Below are 19178 nucleotides of genomic sequence, written 5' to 3' on the forward strand. Positions count from 1 at the left end.
ACGGACAGGTGCATTAGCCAGCGGCCGCAACGAAAAAGGGCGGGAAAATCCCGCCCTTCCATCGTTTTCGCCAGTTCGGCAGAATTTAGGCTTTGACCACCGACTTGCCAGCGTAGCGCGCCTGCTTGCCGAGCTCTTCCTCGATGCGGATCAGCTGGTTGTACTTGGCCATGCGATCCGAGCGCGACAGCGAACCGGTCTTGATCTGCCCGCAATTGGTGGCGACGGCGAGGTCTGCGATGGTCGAATCCTCGGTTTCGCCCGAACGGTGCGACATGACTGCGGTGTAGCCTGCCTTATGCGCGGTCTCGACAGCGTCGAGCGTTTCGGTAAGCGAGCCGATCTGGTTGACCTTGACCAGGATCGAATTGGCGACACCCATGCGGATGCCGTCGCGCAGCCGCGCCGTGTTGGTGACGAAGAGGTCGTCGCCAACCAGCTGCGTCTTGTTGCCGATCAAATCGGTCAGGTACTTCCAGCCCTCCCAGTCGTCCTCGGCCAGGCCGTCCTCGATCGAGATGATCGGATAGTCGGCGGCGAGCTTGGCCAGGTACTTGGCCTGCGCCTTGGGATCGCGGGTCTTCTTCTCGCCCTCATAGACGTAATTGCCGTCCTTGAAGAATTCGGTCGCCGCACAGTCGAGACCGAGCGCGATCTCCTCGCCCGGCTTGAAGCCGGCCTTCTCGATCGATTCCATGATGAAATCGAGCGCCACCGGCGCACTCTTCAGATTGGGCGCGAAGCCGCCTTCGTCGCCGACATTGGTGTTGTGGCCGGCACCCTTCAGCTTCTTGCGCAGCGTGTGGAAGATTTCGGAGCCCCAGCGCACACCTTCGCGCAGCGTCGGCGCGCCGACCGGCAGGATCATGAATTCCTGGAAATCGATCGGATTGTCGGCATGCGCTCCGCCATTGATGATGTTCATCATGGGCACCGGCAGCAAATGCGCCTTGGTGCCGCCGACATAGCGGTAAAGCGGCAGTCCGGCGGCTTCCGCCGCGGCCTTGGCGACCGCCAGCGAGACGCCGAGGATGGCGTTGGCGCCGAGCCGGCTCTTGTTGGGCGTGCCGTCGAGCTCGATCATGGTCTGGTCGATGTGGATCTGGTTTTCGGCTTCCATGCCGCCGATCGCCTCGAACAGCTCGCCATTGACGGCCTCGACCGCCTTAAGCACGCCCTTGCCGAGATAGCGGGCGCCACCGTCGCGCAGTTCGACGGCCTCATGCGCGCCGGTCGACGCGCCGGACGGCACCGCGGCGCGGCCCATCGAGCCGTCCTCGAGGACGACGTCGACCTCGACGGTCGGATTTCCACGGCTGTCCAGGATTTCACGCCCGACAATGTCGATGATGGCGGTCATTGCGATGTCCCCGATTGATCGATTGAAAGCGTCGCGCCCCTCTTAGCCAAAGTGCCGCAAAAGGCAATCAGGAATGGCATGAAATAATGGTGACGATCGCCCCTTGCGCTCAGGCCGTGGGGCATGGGCGACGCCATCTGAACGCAAACAGCCCGCCCTGACGTCATATGTCTGGCGCCGCATGGGGCGGGTGCCCTCCCCTTTGATCGCGGCAATCCCTTATCACAAAATACCAGGCGGCACACAAACTCCAGCCGATGATTCAAAAGAGGCTACCGCCAACGTGACAAACTTCACAATGCAGAGAATTCGAAGATGTTAGGGTCACATCTACAACGCGGACTATTTGACGACGACAGCGAAGTCAACAAACTTGAACTCTTTGGGGAGGCGGCAATGGCAGCGATTTCAGGAACTGGCTGGGAACTTCTTATTAGCCGCAAAGTCGAGCATATGAGGGGCACCAGACGCAGGACAGTTGGTGCCTATAAAGTCTTTCACAACGGCACGGCAGTAACGGGTCTATCGGGGTTCGTGTGTGAATCTCGCGGCCCAGGCGACAATTCCAAAGAAGACAATGGCAGGCGCATCGAGCCCGGCACCTATCCGCTGGCGACACAGGCCGGAGGCAAATATGTGACGATCGGCTACACTGGCGCCAAGACGCCACCCAAACCTGGACTCGAACTGCTGAAGACCAACAAGCGCACCGAAATCCTGATCCATCCGGGCGTCAATTTCCTGTCCAGCGTCGGATGCATCAACCCGACGAAGAAGGTGAGCGGTCCGCTTTCCGACATGGATTTCACGGAGAGCCGGACACGCGTAATCGCCCTCATCGACGATCTGAAAACCTTTGCCGGCGGTGGCTTCCCGAAAAGCAACGGCAAGCGAATTCCCAATGCTTCGGTGGTCGTCGAAGGCGAACCGGTGCTGTCGACCGAGAGTGTCGAGAGCGTGCTCGAAGCCGTTGCGGGCGATCCGAACAAGGGTTTGCCAGCAGCGGTCTTCCAGAAATTCGCGCCGAGACCGGCAAGCGGTTCCAAGCGAACAATCTATGACGGTTACATCGGCGCCTTTACCTCCGACAAAGGCCTCAAGACACTTGGCGATCATGGCGTGTGCAACAATTATGATCGGCTGATGCATTTCTTCGCTCAAGCGGCGATGGAAACCGGTGGCTTCACCCTCATTCGCGAATCCCTGACCTACACGACCGTGGCGGCAATCCGGAACGCATGGAGGTCGCGAGCCGCGGGCAAGACCGATCAGTGGATCGAGGACAACCTGCTGCGCAAGCCGCAAGCCCTGGGCGACTGGGCCTATGGCGGCCGCATGGGCAATGTGAAAGGAACGTTGGACGGCTTCAATTTCCGCGGCGGCGGCACGTTCCAGACCACCGGGCGCGACGCGTACACGGCCAAGGGCAAGCTCGCCAAGGTCGACCTCGCCAATCATCCTGAACTGATCGAGGATCCGCAGATTTCGCTGCTCGCAGCTTGCGCCGAATGGAAAGGGTCAGGCTGCAATGCCTTTGCCGATGCCGGCCTGATTAAAAAGATCTCGCGCGCGATCAACGTCGGCAACGCCAATTCCACCACGCCGGCCAATGGCGAAGCGGATCGGATCGCCTGGCATGAAAAGGTTTTCAAGGCGGTGAAGAATGCCGGACTCCTCGGCTGAGCATGCCTCGGATCACGTTCGACAACACCACGTCATCATAATTCAGAGATAACAATCTATGTGTCGATTAGGATGGTGATGCGCGGGGCGAAACAGGAGGAGTTTCGCCATGTCCGAGTTGAGCGGTATCGTGAGTTTGTTCCTGATCGCGGCGGCGTTCCTGACGTCGTGCGATACGCAGCAGCCGCCAAAGGCGGCGACGCAGCTGTCCACGCTTTACGCAGCAGAATAGAAACTGTCGGGTTACACTGAAAAGGCCCCCGTTTCGGAATTCGGGGGCCTTTACGTCAGGCGTCAGCGCAGCTGATCAATGCCAATACGGCGTGACCTTGTAGTAATCATAGGAAGCATCACGTGCGGCCTCGCCATCGGCGCCGGCCAGTTCATTGATCGAATAGGCGGGTGCTGCCTTCAGCTGCTCCTTCGAGAACGGCACGACATAGCCGCCCTTGTCCTCGTCATAGTCGAGGCTCGCCCACGGAATGGCGTGATACTTCTCGCCAATGCCGAGAAATCCACCGAACCCGATCACCGCGAACATGATGCCGTTCGACGTCTTGTCGAGCATGATGTCCTCGATGCTGCCGATGCTCGTGCCTTCGGTGTTGTAGACCGACGTGCCGATGACGCGCGAAGCGGCGATGGCTTCGGTGTGGCCTGTCTGGGTGGTCATGGCTGCTGCTCCTCATGTCGTTGATCGATACTTTGACAATGAGGGGCGCGGGCGAAAGTTCCCGTTTTTTCGAGCGGCGGGCGGTTACTCCGCGAGGATGAACGTCACCTTCATGTTGACGCGATAGGCCGCGATCCTGCCGTCCTCGACGACGATCTTCTGGTCCTGGATCCAGGCGCCTTCGACGTTCTTCAGGGTCTTTGAGGCGCGCTCAATCCCCTTCTCGATGGCGTCCTGAAAGCTCTTTTTCGACGACGACGTGATTTCGGTGACGCGGGCGACGGACATGGCTTCCTCCTGCCAAGACGCTCATTTGCAGCAGCGAGCCTACAGCCCGCTTATGCCTTCCACAAGCAGGGCAGCGCGCGCGCCATGCCGAAACCATCAGCCTCGGTTCAGGTCAGCAGCATTCTTGGCGATGCGGTCGAACGCCATCAGTCTTTCGAGCAGCGCCGGCATGTCCTTCAGCGGCAGCATGTTGGGCCCGTCGGAGGAGGTCGAATTGTCGGGATCCTGGTGGGTCTCTATGAACACGCCGGCGACGCCGACGGCAACGGCAGCCCGCGCCAGCGTCTCGACAAAGCGGCGCTCACCACCGGAGGAACCGCCCTGCCCGCCCGGCTGCTGCACCGAATGGGTGGCGTCGAAAATCACCGGCGCGCCGATCTCGGCCATCACAGGCAAAGCCCGCATGTCCGACACCAGCGTGTTGTAGCCGAAAGACGCGCCGCGCTCGGTGGTCAGCACATTGAGGTTGCCCGAACCGGTGATCTTGGCCACCACGTTCTTCATATCCCAGGGCGCCAGGAACTGCCCCTTCTTGACGTTGATCACCTTGCCGGTCTTGGCGGCGGCGACCAGCATGTCGGTCTGGCGCGACAGGAAGGCCGGGATCTGCAGCACATCGACATGGTGCGCTACGATCGCGCACTGCTCCTCGGTGTGGACATCGGTCAGAATGGGAAGCGAAAACGCCTTGCGCAACTCGTCGAACACCGGAAGCGCCGCGTCCATGCCGGCGCCGCGCGTTGCCGACAGCGAGGTGCGGTTGGCCTTGTCGTAGCTGGTCTTGTAGACGAGGCCGATGCCGAGCTTGCCGGTCAGTTCCTTCAGCGCGCCGGCCATGTCGAAAGCGTGCTGGCGCGATTCGAACTGGCACGGGCCGGCGATCAACGCCAAGGGCCCGCTGTTGTCGAAGACGACGTTGCCGACGGTTACCGACGAATTCGGCGCCATCGAATTGGGCCCTTGCGGCTTGCTCATGGGGTCTCCCGGAAGATGAAAGCCGCGCCCTGTCCGGATGCCGGCTGCACGACGATTTCGTTGCCCGCTATATCGTGCCCGACGGCGTTGTCTGCAAGCAGCCTCGCGACAGCGCCGACACTGCGGGCCGAAAAGACGATCGCGGCGAAGCGAAGGCCCGTCGGCGCGCCAGCCGAAATGCCGAAGCGCGCGGTGAAAGCCGCAGGATCCAGAACGGTCAGACGCGCATTCGGCAGGTCGAAGACCGCGCCGCTCTGCTGCTCCGAGCCAACCACTGTCGAGATCAGGCTGATCTGTGTGGAAGGCGCGTCGCTGACCGCGACGATTTCGGCAATGCCGGTCACGCCGTTGGCATGGGCCTGCAGTGCCGTACGGTCGATTTGAGGGGCGTTGATCCGCTCGCAAGCGAACAGAAAGGCGTCCGTCGTCTCGGCGCCCGCGGCGAAAGCCAGTTTGAACGAGGCCATGTCGCTCTTTCCGGCCGTATCGGTGAAGGCGCGGGAAAAGCTCAGCACGTCTCCCGCCGACATACCGGCCGAGACATAGCGCGCATGATCCGCATCGGCGTCGTCGGTGGCCAGCACTACGGCGGAAAAGCCCTCATCGCCCAGGCTGGCGCGATAGAGGCGGTCGCGCGCGACAAAGACATTGCCGCCGGCGATCGCACTCGCTGCCACCTGTTCATTCCCAACCGCCAGCGGTTCGAGATAGGTGCCGTCGGCAAGGAAGACGCAGCAATTTTCAGTGCCGAAGGGATGAATGCCGGTTGGCGCGACGACGAAGCCAAGCGATGTCAGCCGCGCCCGCGCCACGGCGAGGCTCGCCGTCGGCAGCACCAGGTGGTCAAGCGGATGGGTCGTGCTGGTCATGCCGGCGCGGTGTGCATCATTCCCGAAATTGCTTCAAGGCCTCTTTCCGGCCCGATCAGGCCGTCGCCACGACATCGGCCGAATAGCGCAATTCGCGCAACGGTTTGACCCGGCTGGTCGTCTCGGCATAGAGCGGGTGCGCCTTGTAGGCGGCAAGCGCGGCATCGTCCTCGAACTCGGCATAGACCACCACGTCGATCGCATCCGACAGCGGATCGACCTTGGTGTTGAGCGTCACCTCGAAGTGGCTTGAATGCGGGATCTTGCCCAGCGTGAGCAAGCCCGTGCGCACGGCCTCGACATCGTCCTTGCCCCGCGCGCTGAAGAAAACGATATGCCGGATCACGCCTGCCTCCACGTTCGATTTGCGGGCATGTTTTGTGTGAGCGGGACCGTCGCGTCAACCGCCACGATGTCGCGCCCGGCAACGCCGGCAGGCGACTTTGCAGAGGCGCAAAAGCTAGGCTTTGCCGGTGACGTAGCGCACGACGCGCGACATTTCCCTGACCGTCGTGTCGAGATAGCGGCCCTGATTATAGAGGCCATCCCAGATCAGGAAAAAGGCGATCGCGGTGATGACGATGACGTAACGCATGGCTGAAACTAACGTATGTGGCTGTTCCTAACCATAGCGATTTCACCGGCGGTCGCTCGCCCTCACCGATTCTGGCCCCAGGCACGCCACCTGGGCCAGTGCCGGGCACGGCTTGCCTCTTGAAGTTCCGGTCGATGCGGTGGAAGATTGTGGCGAAAATTTAAGCAGGCTACGGCGTTCGCGCCTGGCGAATGAAAGTGGAGGATGTGGAGGCCGGCAGATCTTGCGCCGCCCCCGCGGAAGTCCAGGGGGGTGTGAGATGGCTGTCAGGGAATACAAAGGCATCGGCGACGCCATCAGGCTGGACGAACTCAATTTCGCCGAGATCGTCAAGGGCCTGCCGGCCAAGGCGCGCATGGTGCTGTCGGCGGCGATGAAATTGCCGCGCGGTTCGCTGAAGGTGAGGATGCCGGATGGCCGGGCGGTGCTTGTCGGCGGCAACGGACCCGGGCCGGATGCCGAGCTGGTGTTGAAGAACTGGCGCCTGCCCGGCCGTGCCTTTTCCGGCGGCACCATCGGCGTTGCCGAATCCTACATGGACGGCGACTGGGAAAGCCCTGATGTAACCAGCTTCCTGGAACTGTTCGTCGTCAACTCGGCCGTTGGCGAACGCATTGCCGGCGGCGCCAGCTGGCTCATCAACACGGTCCAGCGCATCCGCCACTGGTTCAACGAAAACACCCGCACAGGCTCGAAGCGCAACATCTCGGCGCATTACGATCTCGGCAACGCCTTCTACAAGCAATGGCTCGATCCCAGCATGACCTATTCGTCGGCGCTCTATGCGACCGGCGCCAACGACCTGGAAAGCGCTCAGGCCGCCAAATACCGCGCGCTGGCCAAGGATACGGGTATCGGCAAGAAGGACCATGTGCTCGAGATCGGCTGCGGCTGGGGCGGTTTTGCCGAATTTGCCGCGCGCGAGATCGGCTGCCGCGTCACCGGCCTGACCATCAGCCGCGAACAGCACGATTTCGCCAAGGCGCGCATCCAGAAGGCGGGACTGTCTGACAAGGTCGACATCAAGCTGCAGGATTACCGAGACGAAACGGGCACTTACGACCGCATCGCCTCGATCGAGATGTTCGAGGCGGTCGGCGAAAAATATTGGCCGGTATTTTTCGGCAAGATGAAGGCATGCCTGAGGCCCGGCGGCACCGCCGGCCTGCAGATCATCACCATCAACGAGGCCGCTTACGACACCTATCGGGCGCGGCCGGATTTCATCCAGCGCTATGTCTTCCCAGGCGGCATGCTGCCGACGCCGTCGATCCTGAAGACGCTGGGCAGCGACCATGGCCTTGCCCATCTGCGCGAGCGCGTCTTTCCGGACGACTATGCCCGCACGCTTGCCGAATGGCGCAACCGCTTCTGGGCGTCGTGGGAAAAGATCGTCCCGCTCGGCTTCGACGACCGCTTCAAGAAGCTTTGGGAATTCTATCTCCACTATTGCGAAGCCGGCTTCAGGGCCAGCTACATCGACGTGCGCCAAGTGGTCTACAAGGCCTGATCCGAAGCGTGATTGAGCGGGCGTATGCCCGCTCGTTTTCCCTGTTAGCTGCACGTTGCCTCAAAGCAGGATGCGATACTTCGCAAACCCGGATTCGCCCTCGCCGGCCGGCTCGATCTTGAGCGATTTCACTCCCGATATAAAATCCTTCGCTTTGGGGCCGGTCTCGAACACGACGCTGGTGCCGGGCAGCGGCGTGAACGACCAATTGTCGTCGGCCGAGGGATTGATCGTGCCTTCGCTGACGACGTAGCGCACGATCACGTCGCGGTTGGTGTCCGGCGCCTCGTAGATGATCTTCGAGGCATTGATGTCGGGGAAATTGCCGCCACCGCCGGCGCGGTAATTGTTGGTGGCGACGACGAATTTCGCTGCCGGATCAATAGGCTTGCCGTCGAAGCTGAGGCCGACGATGCGGTTCGAGCCGGCATTGGCGACGCCACCCTTGGCATCGTATTTCGGCAGCTGCGACAGGTCTATTCCGTAGCTGACGCCATCGATCACATCGAAATTGTAGGACGGGAATTCGGTGTCGATGAGCGCCTGGTCGGCCTTGCCCGGCTCGATCTTCCTGAAAATGCCGGCCGACATTTCCAGCCATTCCTTCACTTGCGCGCCGGTGATTTCGACGGCGCGCACCGTGTTCGGATAGAGATAGAGGTCGGCGACGTTCTTGATGGCGAGGTCGCCCACCGGCACGTCGGTATAGTAGTCGGCGCCGTTGCGCCCGCCGGCCTTGAAGGGTGCTGCCGCCGACAGCAGCGGCACATCCTTCCACTGCGTGCTCTTCAATATGTCCTTGAGGTACCAGCTCTGCGCCTGGTTGACGATCTGCACCGACGGATCGTCGGCGACCAGCGCGAAATAGGAATAGAGCGGCGCCGAGGTCTTGCCGACCGGTCGGCGGACATAGGCAAGTGTCGCCTCATGGTCCGCCTTCAGCGCATCGACGACGCGCTGGTCGTCCGCCACCGTCGGCTTGTTTGCCTTGTCGACGCGCTGGTAGATCGGCCTTGCCTCCGATGTGGCCGAGGCTACGCGCCATTTCGATCCGTCCCGTTCCAGAAGCAGATCGATCAGTCCCATATGCGAGCCCCAGAAACCCCCCATCACGGCGGGCTTGCCCTGCAGCGTGCCTTTCTCGGTGTCGACGCCTTCGAGCGCCTGAAAATCCTTCTTGCCGGGGAAGACCAAATGCTGATGGCCGGTGAACACCGCATCGATGCCTTCGACGCCGGCGACGAAGAAGGAGGCGTTCTCCATGCCGTCGCCCTGCTTGATATCGATGCCGGAATGCGAGAGCGCGATGACGATGTCGGCGCCCTCCTCCTTGATCTGCGGTACCCAGCCCCTGGCCGCCTCGACGATATCGCGCGTCCTGACATTGCCTTCCAGGTTCTTCAGGTCCCAGACCATGATCTGCGGCGGCACGAAGCCGATGATGCCGATCTTGATCGGCTGCTCGGCGCCCGACCCGTCCTTGATCTTCTTGTCGAGGATGACATAGGGCTTGAGGTAGAGCTTGTCGTCGCGCGGGTTGGCGGCAAGCTCGGTGCCGCGGATCAGATTGGCGCAGACGAACGGGAAATTGGCCCCGGCCAGCACCTTGTCGAGGAACGACAGGCCGTAGTTGAACTCGTGATTGCCGAGCGTCGAGCATTCATAGCCCAGCAGGTTCATGCCCTTCATGATCGGATGCAGATCGCCTTCCTTGAGGCCCTTCTCATAGGCGATGTAATCGCCCATCGGATTGCCCTGCAAAAGATCGCCATTGTCGATCAGCATCGCATTGGTGGCTTCCTTGCGCACCGCCGCGATCAGTGAGGCCGTCCGCGACAGGCCCATCGTGTCGTTGGCTTTGTCTGCGTAGTAGTCGTAAGGCAGCACATTCACATGGATGTCGGTGGTCTCCATAATCCTCAGATGCGCCTGATTGGCCTGCGCGCGGGCGGAAAACGGATGGAGCATGATCAGCGCCCCGCTGGCGGCCGTACCGGCAAGAAAACTACGGCGGGAGACGGGGTAATTGAGATGCGGCATTGGTTTTCCTTCCCAGCGACGTGACAAGATCCCAGCCCCGGGCGGAAGCTTCGCGCCGAAAACCGGCCATGTCCATCGGGAAGTCAGTCGATCAGCAAAAGGTGACGGCTGGATGAATATCCTTGGCCGCGGTTGAGAACCTCAGCCCTTGTCATCGTCGCCCTGGGTGATCAGCCGCGCGCTGCGCTGGCCGGTGAAATAGATCCATAGCCAGCTAAGCGACACCGAGAGCCGGTTGCGGAAACCGATCAGGAAGTAGATATGCGCCACGCCCCACAGCCACCAGGCAAGCCATCCCGTGAGCTTGATCGAGCCGAAATCGATCGCGGCTGCCCACTTGCCGATCGTCGCCAGGTCGCCGGCATGTTTGTAGCGGAAAGGCCGCGGCGCGCCATCGCCGGCCAGCCGCGCCCTGATCGTCGCGGCGACATGCTTGCCCTCCTGCTTGGCCGAGGGCGCCACGCCGGGCACCGGTTTGCCGTCCGGCCGCAAGACATGCGCGGTGTCGCCGATGACGAAGATTTCAGGACTGTTCGGCACGGTCAGATCGGGCTCGACCATTACCCTGCCCGCCCGGTCCACCGGCGCGCCCAGCCACTCTCCCGCGGGGGAAGCCGCCACGCCGGCGGCCCACAGGATGGTTCGCGCCGGCAGATGCGTATCGCCAAAGACGACGCCTTCGGCATCGAGGCGCGTGACGGCGCGGCCAAGCTCGACCGTGACGCCCCGCCGCTCCAGCGCCTTGCGCGCATAGTCGGACAGCTTTGGCGCGAAATTGGCTAGGATCCTGTCTCCGGCCTCGACCAGCACCACACGCGCCTCACGCGTGTCGATGTTGCGGAATTCGCCGCGCAGCGTTTCATGCGCGAGTTCGACAATGGTGCCGGCAAGCTCCACGCCGGTCGGGCCGCCGCCGACGATGACCAGTGTCAGCAGTGCCTGGCGCTTGGCCGGATCGGTCTCGCGCTCGGCCTGCTCGAAGGCGAGCAGGATGCGCCGCCGAATGGTGGTTGCGTCTTCGAGCGTCTTCAGCCCGGGCGCGAAAGGCTCCCATTCGTCGTGGCCGAAATAAGCATGACGCGCGCCGGTGGCGAGCACCAGCGTGTCGTAGGGAACAGAACTGCCGTCCTCAAGCAGCACGCGTTTGCCTGGACGGTCGACGCCGGTGACGTTGCCGAGCAGGGTCGTCACGTCCTCGCGCTTGCGCAGCAGATGACGGATCGGCCAGGCAACTTCCGAGGTCGCCAGCGAGGTGGTCGCCACCTGGTAAAGCAGCGGCTGGAAAAGGTGATGGTTGCGCTTGTCGACCATGGTGATGCGCACGGGTGCGCCGGCCAGCGCCCGGGTGAGTTCGAGACCGCCGAACCCTGCGCCGACGACAACGACATGATGGCTGGTTTCACTCATCGCATTCACCCCTGTTTGTCTCTCTTTATCTAGTGATTTTTGTGCACCGCAACAATGTCGCGGCGCGCTAGACTGCCGCGCGTAAGGCTGCCCAGGACTCGTCGCCGGATGTCGCGAATGCCTATGTCGGCAAGCCTGGACGGGTATAGCCTTGCAGGGGCTGGAACCACGGGAGTGAAGCATGGCCAACGACGATGACAAAGATCGCAAAGGGCGGGCGCAATATTCTTCGCCGCCTTGCTTCATGCACGAACTCGATCCGGAATTTCGCGCGCCATTGACCGACTGGACCGATGTGCGCCGTTGGCGCAAGGCCGAGCGCGAGCGTCTGATCGCGGCACGGTTGGCGGTTTCGGCCGATGCGCGGGTGGCGATGTCGCGGGCTATCACCGAAGGCCTCGACGCGGCAATCGGCGACATTGCCGGCCGCATGGTCAGCCTGTACTGGCCGTTTCGCGGCGAGCCGGACCTGCGGTCGTGGATGGCGTCGATCAACCAGCGCGGCGGCCGCACGGCACTGCCCATCGTGATCGAGAAGGGCCAGCCGCTGATCTTCCGCGCTTATGTGCCTGGCGACCGGCTGGAAAAAGGCGTCTGGAACATCCCTATTCCCGCCGAAGGCGACCCGGTGCTGCCCGACATCGTCATCTCGCCGATCGTCGGCATCGACCCGCGAAACTACCGCCTGGGCTATGGCGGCGGCTTCTTCGACCGCACGCTGGCTGCCATGCCGTTCAAGCCATTGGTCATCGGCGTCGGCTACGAACTGCAGCGCATCCCCACCATCTACCCGCAGCCGCACGACATCCCGATGGACCAACTGGTGACCGAGGTATTAAAAGCCTAGCGTGATGAGATTCAGAGACCCTCCGTGTGATCGCACATATTCATAAATATCACGCTTAGAAAAGATCGCCGTTGGTGTCATTCCCAGGCAACTGAGGAATATCCGCCTTACCGGCATCTTTATACTCGGCCAACAAACGAATGCGGCGATACACACTGAACAGAATTTTCAGCAAGACAAGCGGATCTCCGGTGCGCGCGTGTAGCGCACCTGCAGACGGAAGCTCAATCAATCGGGCCATGTCATTGGCACTGTCGGCGATTATCTTCACCTCTTCAGCGGCTTTTCTAGTATCCACTTTATTTGATTTTACGCACAATTCCGTGCACTCCGCTACTCAGCTTCTAAGCCTCTCCGCTTCTTCTCCATCGCCGCGCGATCAACAATCGCGCAAGGCAAAGGACGAACTGATCTTCATCACGTGCGGCATAACAGACAGCCACTTCTTGTGGATGCGTTGATAGCCCACGAGGTGCTTCGCCGCGATGCGCAGGATGTAGTCGTATTCACCCGACATCAGGTGGCAGGACAGCACATTTGGGCAGCACTTTATCGCCGCATCGAGGCCGGTTGACCGCCGTGTAGCAACACAAATGTTACGTGACAAAAATCCGACGTGGTCGATAAATACTCTTTAAGGGAACCATGCTGCAGCGAACCGCTTCGACATGCGCTTCGGGCGGATCCAACAGTGTCGAGCCGCTCTTGAATTGGCTTCGCAACGGGTGGCGAGATGATCGGACGAACCATAGCAATTACCCTCGCAATTGCGTTTTCCCTTTCGCCTTTGCATGCGCAACCACGGCATCGTTTGCCGAGCGGCTACAAGTGGGGCCGCTGCCTGCTTGTTGTTGGCGGTCAGACCCGCATATCCGGAAGGTGCTCTTATCAAATCGAGCAGGGCGGCGATTTCAATATCCAGGGACCGAAGCAAGTTTTTGCAGGGATCGACTATCCTGATCCGCATAGTGGCGCTGGTGAAATGTCTAAAGATTACTGGGCGGATGTCTACAAGGACGGTGATGTCTGGGCGGGCTATGCAAACTCCGACATTCGCGCCACCCACGGTGATGAACGCTGGGAAGAACTTCGCCGCGAAGGCGCATGCTATATCGGGAAGGACGTCCGAGTATGTTTGTGGCGTTAAGCCAGTTCCGGCTTCATTCCCATGGCGGTCCGATCGACGATCTCGCGCAGGGCAAAGGATGAGTTGATCTTGGTCACATGCGGCATCGCCGACAGCCACTCCTTGTGGATGCGCTCATAGTCGACCAGATCCTTGGCGGCGATGCGCAGGATATAGTCGTATTCGCCCGACATCAGGTGGCACGACAGCACATTGGGGCAGCGCTTGATCGCCGCCTCGAAATCCGACAGCGTCTTTTCGAACTGTCCCGACAGCGATATGTGCACGATCGCCGTCATCTGGTGGCCGAGCGCGGCATTCGAAAGCCGGGCGTGATAGCCGCGGATGGTGCCGGATTTCTCCAGATTGTCGAGCCGGCGCGAACAGGCCGACTGCGACAGGCCGACCCTTTCGGCGAGCGCCGCATTGGGTATGCGGCCATCCTTCTGCAGTGCCTCGAGAATGGCGATATCGATCCTGTCGAGCGGCATTTACAGTGATTCCTGCGAAAATTCTGCAATTTCGCGCAACGATTATCGAAACGCGTGACCCCGCGCAAGCGCATTCGCAAACACCTGCGCAACGATTCGTGGTTCACTCGGTCGATACAGGGAACGAGCCCGAAGGGCCGGATCAGGAGAAGACTATGCGCGTCGGTTGCCCCAAGGAAATCAAGAACCACGAATACCGCGTCGGCCTGACGCCGGGCTCTGTCCGCGAATATGTTGCGCATGGCCATGAAGTGCTGGTCGAAAGCGGCGCCGGCGCCGGCATCGGCGCCGATGACAATGCCTATCGCGCCGCCGGCGCCACCATCGCCAGGACCGCCGCCGACGTGTTCGCCAAGTCGGACATGATCGTCAAGGTCAAGGAGCCGCAGCCCAACGAATGGGCGCAGTTGCGCGACGGCCAGATCCTCTACACCTATCTGCACCTGGCCCCGGATCCGGAGCAGACCAAGGGCCTGCTCGCGTCCGGCGTCACCGCAATCGCCTATGAGACCGTAACCGACGACCGCGGCGGCCTGCCGCTCCTGGCGCCGATGTCGGAAGTTGCCGGCCGCCTGTCGATCCAGGCCGGCGCGACCGCGCTGCAGAAGGCCAATGGTGGCCGCGGCGTGCTGCTCGGCGGCGTGCCCGGCGTACTGCCCGGCAAGGTCACCGTGCTCGGCGGCGGCGTCGTCGGCCTGCATGCCGCCCGCATGGCCGTCGGCCTCGGCGCCGACGTCACCATCATCGACCGCTCGATCCCGCGCCTGCGCCAGCTGGACGACCTCTTTACCGGCCGCGTCCACACCCGCTACTCCACAGTCGAGGCGCTTGAGGAAGAATGCTTCTCGGCCGACATCGTCGTCGGCGCCGTGCTCATCCCGGGTGCTGCTGCACCCAAGCTGGTGACTCGCGAAATGCTGTCGGGCATGAAGAAGGGCTCGGTGCTGGTCGACGTCGCCATCGACCAGGGCGGCTGTTTCGAGACCTCGCACGCCACCACCCATGCCGAGCCGACCTATGAGGTCGACGGCGTGATCCACTACTGCGTCGCCAACATGCCGGGCGCCGTGCCGGTGACCTCGGCGCACTCGCTCAACAACGCGACGCTGCATTATGGCCTGCAACTGGCCGACAAGGGCCTGAAGGCGCTGGTCGACGACCATCATTTGCGCAACGGCCTCAATGTCCACAGGGGCAAGATCACCAATCGCGCCGTGGCCGAAGCACTCGGCTATGAGCTGGTCGAACCGAAAGTGGTTCTGGCTGCCTGACCAGACCTGGCATTTTGCCTCCCTTACCCGCCGGTTGTACCGGCGGGTTTTTCTTGGCTACAAGACCGCAAAACGCCCGCTCCAGGGCAAGGTGCAGCCCCTCTCGACAGCGCTTTTGCCTGTCGATGTGACATTTTTGTCATTCCAATATTAACGAGCATCCTGTTAGAACACGGACGGGTTTGTTCTATGCTAAGGGGCTAAAATGTTCATTTCTGCTAAATCCGTTCTTCTCAGCGCCGTTTCGGCAATGGCTTTGATATCGGTAGCGCATGCCGCCGACGTTGTGCAGCCGGTGGAAGAACCTGCCGGTTTCAACTGGAGCGGCGCCTATGTCGGCATCGGCGGCGGCTTCGGCGCCACCGTGCACCGCATCAGCGTCGACCCGTTTCTCGACTTCAATGGCATCGGCGGCAACGGCGTGTTTGGCGAAGTGACCGCCGGCTACGACTATATGGTCTCTGAACGCTTCCTGCTCGGCGGCTTCATCGACGCCAACATCGGGAATATCGGTCCGTCGATCAGCCTTCCGGGCGCTGATATCGACCTGACGAACGCTTATGGCTTCGACGTCGGCTTGCGCGCCGGCTATCTCTTGAACCCCAGTACGCTCGGCTATGTCCTTGGTGGCTACACCTGGAACCATTTCAAGCTGGAAGGGTCCGGAGGTCTGGACGGGCTTGAGTTTACCGAGGATCGTGGCGGCTATGTTCTCGGCGTCGGCATGGAAACCGTGCTGCGCGGCAACTGGACGCTGAAGACCGAATACCGCTACGCCAACTATGGCGACGACTCGGTGGCTGACCTCGGCATTATTGGCGGCCCGGGAACCTCTCTGGATGTCGAGCCATCCAGCCACACCTTCCACATCGCGGCCAATTACCGCTTCGGCGCCCAGAATGGCGGCGGGGCCTCGTTTGCTGCTCCGACCTACAACTGGACCGGCTTCTATGTCGGCGGCGCGCTTGGCGCCGGCACCGTGGTGCATGACCTGACGCTCGCCAGCGCCCTCGAATTGGATGGCATCGGCGGCGAAGGCGTGTTCGGCGAGGCGAGCATCGGTTACGACCATGATTTCGGCGGCTGGGTCGCCGGCGTTCTGGTCGACGCCCGCTATTCCGGCATACGCTCGAAGCTGGACATTCCGGGTGGGTCGATCAAGGGCGATGCCGACTATGGCTTCGATGCCCTGGCCCGCATCGGCGCCAAGGTCAACGAATCGACGCTGGCCTATGTCCTCGGCGGTTACAGCTGGCAGCATTTCGACCTGCATGCCTCCTCGCCCGTTGGCGACATCGTCGACTGGGGCTCGAGCGGCTTCTCGGTCGGGGGCGGCCTGGAAACGGCCGTTTCCAGCAACATGACGCTTGGTCTCGAATACCGCTATTCGCAGTATGAGAAAGAAGATTTCGGCTCGGACGGCTTCCTCACCGACGAGCCTTCCTTCCAGACCGTTCGCGTCGGCGCGAAGTATAAATTCAACTAAACGCCGCACACACACACGGCGAAGGCCCGTCGGTCAATTCCGGCGGGCTTTTTCTTTGCGCAAAATTCCTGGCGCCGGAATTGAACAGGCTGGCGGACAACAAAAAAGCGGAGCCAAAGCCCCGCTTCCTCGGTCATCGAGATCCCCGCCGGTTCATCCGCGGTCGGCAATCCATCGACGCTGGTCTTTTACCGAGAGAATGCGACGGGAGTACGACAAGTCCCAACCGCCATCGGCGTGCGTCGCCATGCCGGCGAGGATCGCGATGCTGTGTGAAGTGCTTCACATCCGCAATTCGAAAAGCATGCGCAGACAGGGATGCGAACTTGACGGATCGAGCCGTCACACGGTTCCCAACTGCCCGCCAGACCACCGGCGGGCATCTTTTTGTCAGAAACGCTCGATGCGGCACTGATAACAATTGTTGCGCGCCGAGCGGACGTGGACATAGGCGATGTCAGCGCGCTCAAACAGCGTCTCTGCCCGCGCCGCAATGCCGCCAGTCGGAATGACGCCGCCGCTGCCATAGACGATGCGGTCGTCCGCACCATAGCCGCGCACGATATAGTCGCTGCTCTCAAGGATCTCTGGAAGCGCTTCCGTCTCGGCTGCGCGTTCGCATTCCTGCGCATGCAGGAAGATCGGCCCTGTCTCGGCGTAAGGCTGCAACGCCGGAAACGGCCGATAGGCCATGATCAGATAGCCATCGCCTTCGGCGACGTTTCTCAGGCAATGCCGGCACGGCACGCCGTCGCCATCGGAAACCTTCCGCTCCGGCGTTTGGCCATAGGCGTCCGCCCCGCCGCGCTGCAGCGCTCTCACATCTTCAGTCGGCAAGGCTTTGAACTGGACGGTCATGGCTAAATCTCCGGTGTGGTTGACCGGAAATTATGCCCCCGCCGAGGTGCTTCCCACCCGATTCCTGCCAACTGTCAGCAGCCCGGCCAGTCTCAGGCCGGACTGCTTCGGCATTGGGCAGGTCCCGCGCCGGCTCAGCGGATGAAATCGTCGAAGCGGCGCAGCGTCACCCGGCGGCTGCGCCAGTTCTCGTCCTGGGTCCGCACGAGCAGGAATTCCTCGCCATGAACGGTCGGTTCGGCCTTCAGTCGGAGAAAGTCACGGCCGCATGACGCTGGCCGAGCGCTCGGCGAACGACAGCGGATGCACGGTCTCCTTCTTTTGCGCCACCGGCGCAAAACCGAGCTTCTGGTAGAGCGGCAAGGCAGCCGGATGGTCGAGCGTGCAGGTCTGCACCGTCACCCGTTTCGGCCCATACGACCATGCTGCGGCGATCGCCGCACCGAGGAACCAACGGCCAATGCCTTGCCCGGTCGCATGTTCCATCATGCCGAAATAAGCGAGTTCGACTTCCTCTGGCAAATGCGGCTTGAGGTCGAAGAAACCGGCCGGCGCGCCGTCGAGATAAAGCACCCTGATGTCGCGGTCCTCGCGGTGGATGCCGGCGGCAAGCTCGTCATCGTCCAGCCTCAGCACATTGACCCAGTGCCATTTGCGCCCGACCCGATCCATCAGATAACGGTAGAAATGCAGCGGAATGTCCTTGGTCCTGAGCAGCGCGATCTGCCTGTTGTAGGGCAACGGCGGCGAATAGGCCGGCGGCACATGCATTTCCAGAAACGTGACCGTGACCTCGATGTCGTCCAGCGCGCCATTTTCCATCGCCATCATTCCTTGCCCGTCACCACAGGCGTGTCTGCCAGCCCGCCCCATTCCGTCCATGAGCCGTCATAGAGCCGGTTGTCGGTGTGACCGAGCGTCTCCAGCGCCAGAGTGACGACGGCCGCCGTTATGCCGGAACCGCAAGAGGTGACGACCGGTTTCGACAGATCGATACCGGCACCCTCAACGGCCTTGCGCAACTGGTCCTTCGACAACAGCGCGCCATTCTGTGACAGCGCCGAATAAGGCAAATTGCGCGCGCCGGGCATGTGGCCGGAGCGAACACCCGCGCGGGGCTCTGGCTCGGCGCCGGTGAAGCGGCCCGCGCCTCGGGCGTCCGCAATCTGGCTCTCGCCAGTCTCGACGATGCGACGCATGTCGGCTAGCCTGGCGACGCGGGCGGCGTCGAAATCTGCGTGGAACACGTTTGGCGCGATCTTGGTCGGCTCCGCTGTCACCGGCCGGCCCGCCACCTTCCAGCGGTCGAAGCCGCCGTCGAGCACATAGACCTGGAACACGCCCATGACGCGGAACATCCACCAGGCGCGCGGCGCCGAGAAGAAACCCGGACCGTCATAGACGACAATGGTGTCATCGGCCGAAATTCCCATGGCGCCTACATATTGCGCGAAATGCTGTGGCGAGGGCAGCGTGTGCGGCAGCTTGGCATCAGGATCGGAGGCCGCATCATGATCGAAGAATCGCGCACCCGGAATATGCGCAGCCTCATACTCGGCGCGCGCATCGCGCTTCTGCGCCGGCAGATACCAGGATGCATCGACGATCGTCAGGCCGGGCTCGCCAAGACGGCTCTGCAACCAGTCCGCATCGACGGTGAAAGGGCTGTCATCGGCCATTGTTCTTCTCCTGCTCCGCC

21 protein-coding genes and 2 pseudogenes are annotated in these 19178 nt (G+C 61.8%); 7 read left to right on the plus strand and 16 right to left on the minus strand.

The annotated features are described in order from the left end of the window. Positions 1–85: 85 nt before the first annotated feature. On the minus strand, positions 86–1360 hold the full coding sequence (gene eno / locus NLY44_RS08185; RefSeq protein WP_023805234.1) for a phosphopyruvate hydratase: 1275 nt from the start codon (positions 1358–1360) through the stop codon (positions 86–88). Between the two features lie 534 nt (positions 1361–1894). Between eno and NLY44_RS08190 the strand changes: the two genes are divergently transcribed. Together NLY44_RS08190 and NLY44_RS08195 are read left to right on the plus strand one after the other, a co-directional pair. Continuing rightward, positions 1895–3043 (plus strand): glycoside hydrolase family 19 protein, encoded by a 1149-nt coding sequence (locus tag NLY44_RS08190; RefSeq protein WP_023730645.1) that lies wholly within the window; start codon positions 1895–1897, stop codon positions 3041–3043. A 109-nt stretch (positions 3044–3152) separates the two neighbouring features. Further along, on the plus strand, positions 3153–3275 hold the full coding sequence (locus NLY44_RS08195) for a hypothetical protein (protein ID WP_023688444.1): 123 nt from the start codon (positions 3153–3155) through the stop codon (positions 3273–3275). 75 nt (positions 3276–3350) lie between these two features. On the opposite strand, the gene NLY44_RS08200 is transcribed toward NLY44_RS08195, so the two are convergent. The 6 genes from NLY44_RS08200 to NLY44_RS08225 form a co-directional block, all read right to left on the minus strand. Next, the gene (locus NLY44_RS08200) at positions 3351–3716 is read right to left on the minus strand and encodes a PRC-barrel domain-containing protein (protein ID WP_023668909.1); all 366 of its coding nucleotides are present in this window, start codon (positions 3714–3716) and stop codon (positions 3351–3353) included. Between the two features lie 84 nt (positions 3717–3800). Next, positions 3801–4004 carry a dodecin family protein gene (locus tag NLY44_RS08205; RefSeq protein WP_023668908.1) on the minus strand — a complete coding sequence of 68 codons (204 nt, stop codon included), beginning with the start codon at positions 4002–4004 and terminating at the stop codon, positions 3801–3803. 96 nt (positions 4005–4100) lie between these two features. Next, entirely contained in the window at positions 4101–4979 is an 879-nt protein-coding gene (gene kdsA / locus NLY44_RS08210) for a 3-deoxy-8-phosphooctulonate synthase (RefSeq protein WP_031201698.1), read from the minus strand. Then, positions 4976–5848 carry a VOC family protein gene (locus NLY44_RS08215; protein WP_023805235.1) on the minus strand — a complete coding sequence of 291 codons (873 nt, stop codon included), beginning with the start codon at positions 5846–5848 and terminating at the stop codon, positions 4976–4978. The genes kdsA and NLY44_RS08215 overlap by 4 nt, the downstream gene beginning before the upstream one ends. Before the next feature lie 55 nt (positions 5849–5903). Next, positions 5904–6194, minus strand: coding sequence for a Dabb family protein (locus tag NLY44_RS08220; protein ID WP_023805236.1), 291 nt, complete (start codon positions 6192–6194; stop codon positions 5904–5906). A gap of 114 nt (positions 6195–6308) precedes the next feature. Next, positions 6309–6443: a hypothetical protein gene (locus NLY44_RS08225; RefSeq protein WP_023668905.1), complete on the minus strand. Its 135-nt coding sequence runs from the start codon at positions 6441–6443 to the stop codon at positions 6309–6311. 259 nt (positions 6444–6702) lie between these two features. Here NLY44_RS08225 and NLY44_RS08230 point away from each other — a divergent pair, with 259 nt between their 5' ends. Further along, a complete protein-coding gene (locus NLY44_RS08230) occupies positions 6703–7953 on the plus strand; it encodes an SAM-dependent methyltransferase (RefSeq protein WP_023696084.1) in 1251 nt (416 codons plus the stop codon). A gap of 60 nt (positions 7954–8013) precedes the next feature. Here NLY44_RS08230 and NLY44_RS08235 read toward each other — a convergent pair whose 3' ends face one another. Continuing rightward, positions 8014–9993: a bifunctional 2',3'-cyclic-nucleotide 2'-phosphodiesterase/3'-nucleotidase gene (locus tag NLY44_RS08235; RefSeq protein WP_023805237.1), complete on the minus strand. Its 1980-nt coding sequence runs from the start codon at positions 9991–9993 to the stop codon at positions 8014–8016. Between the two features lie 141 nt (positions 9994–10134). After that, positions 10135–11400, minus strand: coding sequence for an NAD(P)/FAD-dependent oxidoreductase (locus NLY44_RS08240; protein ID WP_023696082.1), 1266 nt, complete (start codon positions 11398–11400; stop codon positions 10135–10137). Positions 11401–11581: 181 nt separating this feature from the next. Here NLY44_RS08240 and NLY44_RS08245 point away from each other — a divergent pair, with 181 nt between their 5' ends. Continuing rightward, positions 11582–12247 carry a 5-formyltetrahydrofolate cyclo-ligase gene (locus tag NLY44_RS08245; RefSeq protein WP_023696081.1) on the plus strand — a complete coding sequence of 222 codons (666 nt, stop codon included), beginning with the start codon at positions 11582–11584 and terminating at the stop codon, positions 12245–12247. Between the two features lie 55 nt (positions 12248–12302). Here NLY44_RS08245 and NLY44_RS08250 read toward each other — a convergent pair whose 3' ends face one another. Both NLY44_RS08250 and NLY44_RS08255 read right to left on the minus strand, forming a co-directional pair. After that, a complete protein-coding gene (locus tag NLY44_RS08250; protein WP_156940696.1) occupies positions 12303–12566 on the minus strand; it encodes a hypothetical protein in 264 nt (87 codons plus the stop codon). 60 nt (positions 12567–12626) lie between these two features. After that, positions 12627–12809, minus strand: a pseudogene (locus NLY44_RS08255) (Lrp/AsnC ligand binding domain-containing protein); the annotation flags it as partial. Between the two features lie 171 nt (positions 12810–12980). Here NLY44_RS08255 and NLY44_RS08260 point away from each other — a divergent pair. After that, positions 12981–13394, plus strand: coding sequence for a hypothetical protein (locus NLY44_RS08260; RefSeq protein ID WP_155922397.1), 414 nt, complete (start codon positions 12981–12983; stop codon positions 13392–13394). On the opposite strand, the gene NLY44_RS08265 is transcribed toward NLY44_RS08260, so the two are convergent. Next, positions 13391–13864 carry an Lrp/AsnC family transcriptional regulator gene (locus NLY44_RS08265; RefSeq protein WP_023668897.1) on the minus strand — a complete coding sequence of 158 codons (474 nt, stop codon included), beginning with the start codon at positions 13862–13864 and terminating at the stop codon, positions 13391–13393. The two genes, NLY44_RS08260 and NLY44_RS08265, sit on opposite strands and share 4 nt — an antisense overlap. 155 nt (positions 13865–14019) lie before the next feature. Here NLY44_RS08265 and ald point away from each other — a divergent pair, with 155 nt between their 5' ends. Next, positions 14020–15135 carry an alanine dehydrogenase gene (gene ald / locus NLY44_RS08270; RefSeq protein WP_286456933.1) on the plus strand — a complete coding sequence of 372 codons (1116 nt, stop codon included), beginning with the start codon at positions 14020–14022 and terminating at the stop codon, positions 15133–15135. A 205-nt stretch (positions 15136–15340) separates the two neighbouring features. Then, on the plus strand, positions 15341–16621 hold the full coding sequence (locus tag NLY44_RS08275) for an outer membrane protein (protein ID WP_031201700.1): 1281 nt from the start codon (positions 15341–15343) through the stop codon (positions 16619–16621). A gap of 390 nt (positions 16622–17011) precedes the next feature. On the opposite strand, the gene NLY44_RS08280 is transcribed toward NLY44_RS08275, so the two are convergent. From NLY44_RS08280 to sseA, 4 genes and pseudogenes are all read right to left on the minus strand, one after another. Then, positions 17012–17479, minus strand: a complete 468-nt coding sequence (locus NLY44_RS08280; RefSeq protein ID WP_023805241.1) for a DUF1203 domain-containing protein — start codon at positions 17477–17479, stop codon at positions 17012–17014. 134 nt (positions 17480–17613) lie between these two features. Continuing rightward, positions 17614–17718, minus strand: a pseudogene (locus NLY44_RS08285) (OmpA family protein); the annotation flags it as partial. A 19-nt stretch (positions 17719–17737) separates the two neighbouring features. After that, entirely contained in the window at positions 17738–18301 is a 564-nt protein-coding gene (locus NLY44_RS08290) for a GNAT family N-acetyltransferase (protein ID WP_023682574.1), read from the minus strand. A 5-nt stretch (positions 18302–18306) separates the two neighbouring features. Next, positions 18307–19158, minus strand: coding sequence for a 3-mercaptopyruvate sulfurtransferase (sseA, locus tag NLY44_RS08295; protein ID WP_023805242.1), 852 nt, complete (start codon positions 19156–19158; stop codon positions 18307–18309). Positions 19159–19178: the final 20 nt, after the last annotated feature.

Origin of the sequence: Mesorhizobium sp. C089B (assembly GCF_030323125.1) — a bacterium.
Taxonomy (GTDB): Bacteria; Pseudomonadota; Alphaproteobacteria; order Rhizobiales; family Rhizobiaceae; genus Mesorhizobium.